Here is a 6,167-nt window from a genome sequence, read left to right as displayed (position 1 = left end):
GGCTCCCCACAGATCGTGGGGAGCCGCTCGGTTTGTTTGTGTGCTTCTAGATCAGTCGCGCTGGAAGTAGCTCAGCAGGCGCAGGATCTCGACGTAGAGCCAGACCAGGGTGATGGTGAGGCCGAGGGCAACGCCCCAGGCGGCCTTCTCGGGGGCCTGGGCGCGGATCAGCTGGTCGGCGGCGTCGAAGTCGAGCAAGAAGCTGAACGCGGCGATGGCGATGCAGACCAGGCTGAACACGATCGCCAGCGCGCCGCCGTCGCGCAGGCCGAAGCCGCCGTCGGTGAAGAAGCTCGCGATCAGGTTGCCGACCATCAGCACCAGCACGCCGACCATCGCACCGATCAGCATGCGGGTGAAGCGCGGGGTCACGCGGATCGCGCCGGTCTTGTAGACGACGAGCATGCCGAAGAACACGCCGAACGTGCCGAGCACCGCCTGGCCGATCAGGGCGCTACCGCCCACACCGCCGAATTCGGTGTCGGTGAACATCAGCGACAGCGCGCCGAGGAACAGGCCCTCGAAGGCCGCGTAGGACAGCACGATGGCCGGGTTGTCCATCTTGCGGCCGAAGGTCGCGATCAGGACCAGCACCAGGCCGACGATGGCGCCGCCGATGACGAACAGTGGCGCCAGCGACGGGTTCGCGCTGGACAGCGCGAAGGAGATGATCGCCGAGACGGTCAGCACCGCGAGGGTGATGCCGGTCTTGGTGACCACATCGTCGATGGTCATCGCGCGGGTGGCAGGGGCCTGCTGGAATTGCTGGCCGTACTGCTGCCCGTATTCGCCGTACTGCTGGTTGCCCAGCTGGCCTGCGCCGGCTACGCCCGAACCGAAGTTCGCGTAACCGCCGACACCCTCCTGGCGGGGAAGGTTCTTGAACACCGGATTCGATGAGGTACGCACCGTGCGCCTTTCTTGGAGTTACGAGTCGCTGTACAAGCTCCAACTGCCCTGTTCAACGCGCCACGATCGGACAAAGTTCCCAGCGATCCGGTCCATGACCACACCGCCCACCCGTTCGGACAAATCGGACTCTACCGCTTTCGGGTCGCCCTATCGTTGTACGTCGCGCAGACCACGAACGGACCGCGTGACCGTGAACTTCTGGTTCCGGCCGATCACATCGGTGCGCCCCACCATCCGCTCCACCACGCCGCGATAGTTCAGGTGCGAGTTGTACACCGTCCACAGCTCGCCGCCGGGCCGCAGCACGCGGCCGGTCTCGACGAACATCTTGATCGCCGAACCGGTGTGCACGGCCGCGCCGACATGGAAGGGCGGATTGCACAGCACCAGGTCGGCGCTGTTGTCGGCGGCCGAGGACATGGCGTCGTCGCGCACCACCGTCACCCGATCGCCGACGCCGTTGGCCTCGGCGGTGGCCCTCGCCGAGGCGACGGCGGCGGCGGACTGGTCGGTGCCGACCACCCGGATGTGCGGGCGCGACTTGGCCAGCGCGACAGCGAGAATGCCGGTGCCACAACCGAGATCGACGGCATCACGCGCGTCGGGCTTCATCCGGTCCATGTGCTCGAGCAGGAAGCGGGTGCCGATGTCGAGGCGCGAGCCCGAGAAGGCCGCACCGAAAGCGACGACGTCGCCGTCGATCTCGATGACGTGCTCGCGCGCCGGGAACCGGGGTTCGCCCACCGGCAGCGGCTCGCCGACCACGAGCACGCGCGACTTCTGCCGACCCCGGCCCGCGCGGACCTGCGCGAAGAATTCGGCGAGTATCTCGTTCATGGCCGGAGTGAGGTACTTGTCGCGACCGCCCGCGAACACCACCACATCGCCGGCGGCGTGGCGGGCGATGGCCTCGGCGATCTCGGCGACACCCGACAGCATCCGCGGCAACCGCATCACGACCACGCGCGCCCCGGACAGCAGGTCGGCGTCGAGGGCGTGGGCGGTGTAGCGATCGGTGAGCCCGAGGGTCTTGGCGTTGGCCGCCAGCGCAGATTCGCCGGTGATCAGGTCCTGGTGCACGCGAATACCGGCGAGTCCGTGCTGCGCGGCGATCCCGAGGGTGAGCGCGCCGTACGCGTCGCCGATCACCGCAACCTCACCGCTACCCGCGGCCGCGAGGGCATCGGCGGCTGTGTCGAGGATCAGTCGGTCGGCGGCGTCGACGGCATAGAGGTTCGGCGCCTCCACATCCGGATACCGGCGTAGTCGGTCGAATACGTCCTCAACACTGTCCACCCGGCAAGTGTGCTAGATCGTTGCCCCACCGTCACATCCGGCCCCGGTATCGACAGGCGAGGTGGCTCCGGAGGGGTCGTCGTGGGATGTATTTCACTGAGCACTAACGGGTTCCGTCGATTTGCGACGTCCTTGCAGATCGCTCCGGATTCGCCGGTCTCACGAATTTCGTTGTTCCCCAATGCTTCGCCGAAGGTCACCGCCCGGTCCGCGCCGGAACCGATCGCCGCAGGTCGCGCTAACCGCGGAACTGGTACGCGTTCACCGAAAAACCCGGCTTCGACCTGGGCGCATCAATCGCAACAGCTCCCATTTCGAAGTAATCAGCAAACTTTCGGTAGCCCGAACACACCCCGTGTTACTTCGCCCACCACGCCGCTGTCCCTGCGTAGCATCAGCCCCATGCGCAACGCCCTCGTGTTCGTGCTGATCGCCGCGGCCGCGGTTTCGGTATCCGGCTGCGGCACCGACGACGCACCGGCCGCCGCGCCGCCGACAACGAGCACCACCAGCACGTTCGCCGATGCCACCGGCGAAGTGCCGGCCGACGCGAGCCCGAAGTCCGGCGCGGCCTCCCCGGGTGCGGCGCTGACTGTCAGCGATATCCGGATCGGCAAGCAGCCCGGCTTCGACCGCGTGGTCTACCAGCTCGGCGGCACGGGCTCCCCGGGCTGGCAGGTGGCCTACACCGACAGCGCGGTGCAGGACGGCAGCGGCAAGACCGTCGACGTGGCAGGCCGCGCGATTCTCGAGGTGCGCATTCTCGGCTCGGCGTACCCGTTCGACTCGACCGTCGCCCCGTTCGCCGGGCCTGATCCGGTGACCGATCCGGGCACGCCGACCATCACCGGCGTCTACAAGAAGCTGGTCTACGAGGGCGTCACCCAGTCGTTCATCGGCCTCGACGCCGACCAGCCACCGTTCTCCGTCACTGCTCTCGCCGATCCCCCGCGCCTGGTCGTCGACATCGCCACCCCGTGATTGCTACCCCTACCGGGTATCACGATGGCGATCGCTAGACTGGTCGCCGTGATGGACCAGCAGCCCGCGCGCGCACCCGGCATTGCCAGGGCGCTCGCCGTGTTGACGCTGCTCGCCGGGATCGTCGCCATGCACTCAGCGGTCTTCGGCACCGCGCACGCGAGCGACAGTGCGCACGGCCCGCAGGCTCCGGTCGCCACCGACCACTCGGACCCGCGTTCGGCCGCGGCTCCGCCCGACCAGCACGCCGTGTTCCCCGCGATCGACCACTCCACGCAAGATCTCGCCGGAGCACCGTCGACAGGCTCGACGCTGTCCATCGCCGCCCCCGCCGACCCGCACACGGGCTGCGGCGCGGCGGGCTGTGATGAGCACTCCGCCGTCCACGCCTGCGTTTTCGTCCTGGCCGCACTCGCCATCGCACTGACCCTGGTCCTGCTCTACCGCCTCGGCGACACCTCCGAAGCCGCTCGGCAACCATCGAGGGCATGGCGCGGCCGACGCGAACGCCCACCACCATGGACCGTCCTCACCCTGTCCCAACTGGCGATTCTGCGGATCTGACAGGCACGGCACCACGCGTGCCCTGCCAGTTTCGACACCTCACCCGAATCCCCAGGAGGATCACCATGTCCATCAGCCGTACCCACATCCTCGTCGCCGCGGCCGCCACCGTCTTGTTCGCGGCGGGTTGTAGCGACGACAGCACCACCACGCACACCACCGAGCACTCCACCACCACCGCGACCAGCGCCTCCGCGAGCACCGACTTCAACGATGCCGACGTCACCTTTTTGCAGATGATGTACCCGCATCACGCACAGGCCGTCGAGATGGCGAAGATGGTGCCGAGCCACACCCAGAACCAGCAGCTCATCGCACTGGCCGCCCAGGTGGAGAAGGCACAGGCCCCGGAGATGCAGCAGATCACCGACCTGCTCGCCGGTTTCGGCAAGCCCGCGCCGAGCGCGACCGAAGGACACGGCGGGCACGACATGCCCGGCATGATGACCGACGCGCAGATGAGCAGTCTGCAGGCCGCGAACGGCGCCGATTTCGACCGGCAGTGGCTGGAGATGATGATCGAGCACCACGAGGGCGCGGTCGGGATGGCCCAGACCGAGCTGAACGCCGGTGTGAATCCGCAAACACGTCAGCTCGCGACGACGATCGTGGCCGATCAGGAGGCTGAGATCGCCACCATGCGCGGCATGCTCGGACAGAACTGATCGGGTGCGGCGCCGGGCGCGACACCCCGGCGCCGCGTCTCGGTTCGTCATCGAAATCGCCACCGCGACCTGACGTCACCCGGAAGTTGCCAGTACGGTCGATATGTTCGGCTCCGGCCCAACCGGTGCCTGCAATCTCGAGGCAGGAGAGAGAAATGCGAGTACTGGAACGGCTGGGGCTCGGGACCGCGTTCGCGGCCACCGCGACCGGAGTGATCTTCCTCGGCGCCTGCTCCCAGCAGGTACCGGGCACCGCCGAGGTGAATCAGAGCGAGCTCGCCTCGTACACCTCCGAGGTGGCGGCGTCCTCGGCGGCGGCGTCGTCGTCGAAGGCGGCGAAGATCGAGGCGGCCAACGACACGGCGTGCGACGGCCTGCGCTCGGCCAACAAGACCTCGGTGACCTCGTTCAACGCCTACATCGCGGCGTCCAACGATCAGGCCCCCGATGCCGACGCCAAGGCCACCGACGCGGTCACCACCCTGCGCAACAGCGCCAAGGACCTCGACCGCAAGATCACCGCTGATGTGATCGCCGATCTGTCCGTGCCGCTGCGTGCCTACATCGAGAAGACCAACACCCTCGCCGATACCCTCGAACGCCGGGCGCCCACCGACGAACTCAACGGCGTGATCGACATTTTCAACACGTCCAAAGACGAAGCGATCGCGGTGTGCACGCCGTACGGCAGCTGATCCCCTCGTAACAAGAACGTGATCGTTCACGATTCCCCTCCGGACACACCATCTGGAGGGTTGCGTGCAGGGCTTTCTGAAATACGTTGTGGCAGCGACGATTACCGCGATGACCCTGATTTCGGGGGCATGGCTCCCGAGCTCGGCGAAGGCCGACCCGGTCACCGCGAAGCAGTGTGAGGTCACCACCGGCCGCACCCCGCAGTCCGCGACACCGGCCGAAGCCGCGCTCGACCCCGCCGTGCTGGCCGCCGCCATGGCGCGGGCCACCGACGTGACCCGCTTCAACATCCAGCTGTACCGCAACAACTGCCTGATAGCGACGGGCCCGCGCAACGCCGAATCCGGCGGGGTGGCGTGGAATCTGTGGAGCGGGACCAAGAGTGTCGTGGCGCTCGTCGCCGGGGCCGCCGTCGACGAGGGGCTGCTGCGGATCGACGAGCCGATCGGCCGCTATCTGCCATCGGGCCTCGGCGACGCCGCGCACCGGGAGATCACCGTGCGCAATCTGCTCACCGAGTCCTCGGGCATGGAAGTCGCCGTCGCCGCGGAGGGCGCGACCGGGCTGGCGCAACTCGATCCCAATGTCGTCGCGCAGGCACTCGCGATGCCGATCGAACGCCCGCAGGGCACGATGTTCCGCTACAGCCAGCGCGCGGTGGACCTGCTGGTCTACGTGATCCAGCAGTCGGTCGGCGAGGATTTCCAGAGCTTCGCGCAGCGAAAGCTGTTCGACCCGTTGGGCATCGCCCGCGGCGACTACTACTGGGCCCGCGACCGTGCCGGAAACACCTACGGCCACGCGCATTTGATCCTGCCGCCGGACGACTTCGCGAAACTCGGTCTGCTCGTGGGCAATCGGGGCCGCTGGAACGACCGGCAGGTGATCTCCGAGGACTACATGCGCGCGGCCGTGTCACCGTCGCCGAGCATGCCCTGCTACGGCTTCCTGTTCGTGATCAACGGCGCACCGTGTCGGCTCGAATTCCCCGGACTGCCCGACGACGCGGTGAAGATGTCGGGCATGCTGCGCAACGACAGCTTCATCGTGCCC

The 6,167-nt window shown here is 67.6% G+C and carries 7 protein-coding genes; 5 read left to right on the top strand and 2 right to left on the bottom strand.

Annotated elements, in window-relative coordinates; all coding sequences use genetic code 11:
- Nucleotides 1-51: 51 nt before the first annotated feature.
- Nucleotides 52-909, bottom strand: a complete 858-nt coding sequence (locus tag ACFWF3_RS20730) for a Bax inhibitor-1/YccA family protein (RefSeq protein ID WP_378636207.1) — start codon at nucleotides 907-909, stop codon at nucleotides 52-54.
- Between the two features lie 150 nt (nucleotides 910-1,059).
- Nucleotides 1,060-2,208, bottom strand: a complete 1,149-nt coding sequence (locus ACFWF3_RS20725; protein WP_378993102.1) for a class I SAM-dependent methyltransferase — start codon at nucleotides 2,206-2,208, stop codon at nucleotides 1,060-1,062.
- A 402-nt stretch (nucleotides 2,209-2,610) separates the two neighbouring features.
- On the opposite strand from ACFWF3_RS20725, the gene ACFWF3_RS20720 reads away from it, so the two are divergent.
- The 5 genes from ACFWF3_RS20720 to ACFWF3_RS20700 form a co-directional block, all read left to right on the top strand.
- Entirely contained in the window at nucleotides 2,611-3,189 is a 579-nt protein-coding gene (locus tag ACFWF3_RS20720) for a hypothetical protein (RefSeq protein ID WP_379314910.1), read from the top strand.
- Nucleotides 3,190-3,213: 24 nt separating this feature from the next.
- Entirely contained in the window at nucleotides 3,214-3,753 is a 540-nt protein-coding gene (locus ACFWF3_RS20715) for a DUF6153 family protein (protein WP_379314909.1), read from the top strand.
- 65 nt (nucleotides 3,754-3,818) lie between these two features.
- Entirely contained in the window at nucleotides 3,819-4,418 is a 600-nt protein-coding gene (locus ACFWF3_RS20710) for a DUF305 domain-containing protein (RefSeq protein WP_379314908.1), read from the top strand.
- A gap of 155 nt (nucleotides 4,419-4,573) precedes the next feature.
- Complete coding sequence (locus tag ACFWF3_RS20705) at nucleotides 4,574-5,113, top strand: hypothetical protein (RefSeq protein WP_379314907.1); 540 nt, start codon at nucleotides 4,574-4,576, stop codon at nucleotides 5,111-5,113.
- 109 nt (nucleotides 5,114-5,222) lie between these two features.
- The coding region (locus ACFWF3_RS20700) for a serine hydrolase domain-containing protein (protein WP_379314906.1) at nucleotides 5,223-6,167 on the top strand (945 nt) is incomplete at its 3' end.

This window comes from Nocardia sp. NPDC060220 (assembly GCF_042727815.1).
Classification (GTDB): domain Bacteria; phylum Actinomycetota; class Actinomycetes; order Mycobacteriales; family Mycobacteriaceae; genus Nocardia.
This window is presented reverse-complemented; position numbering and strand designations above follow the sequence as displayed.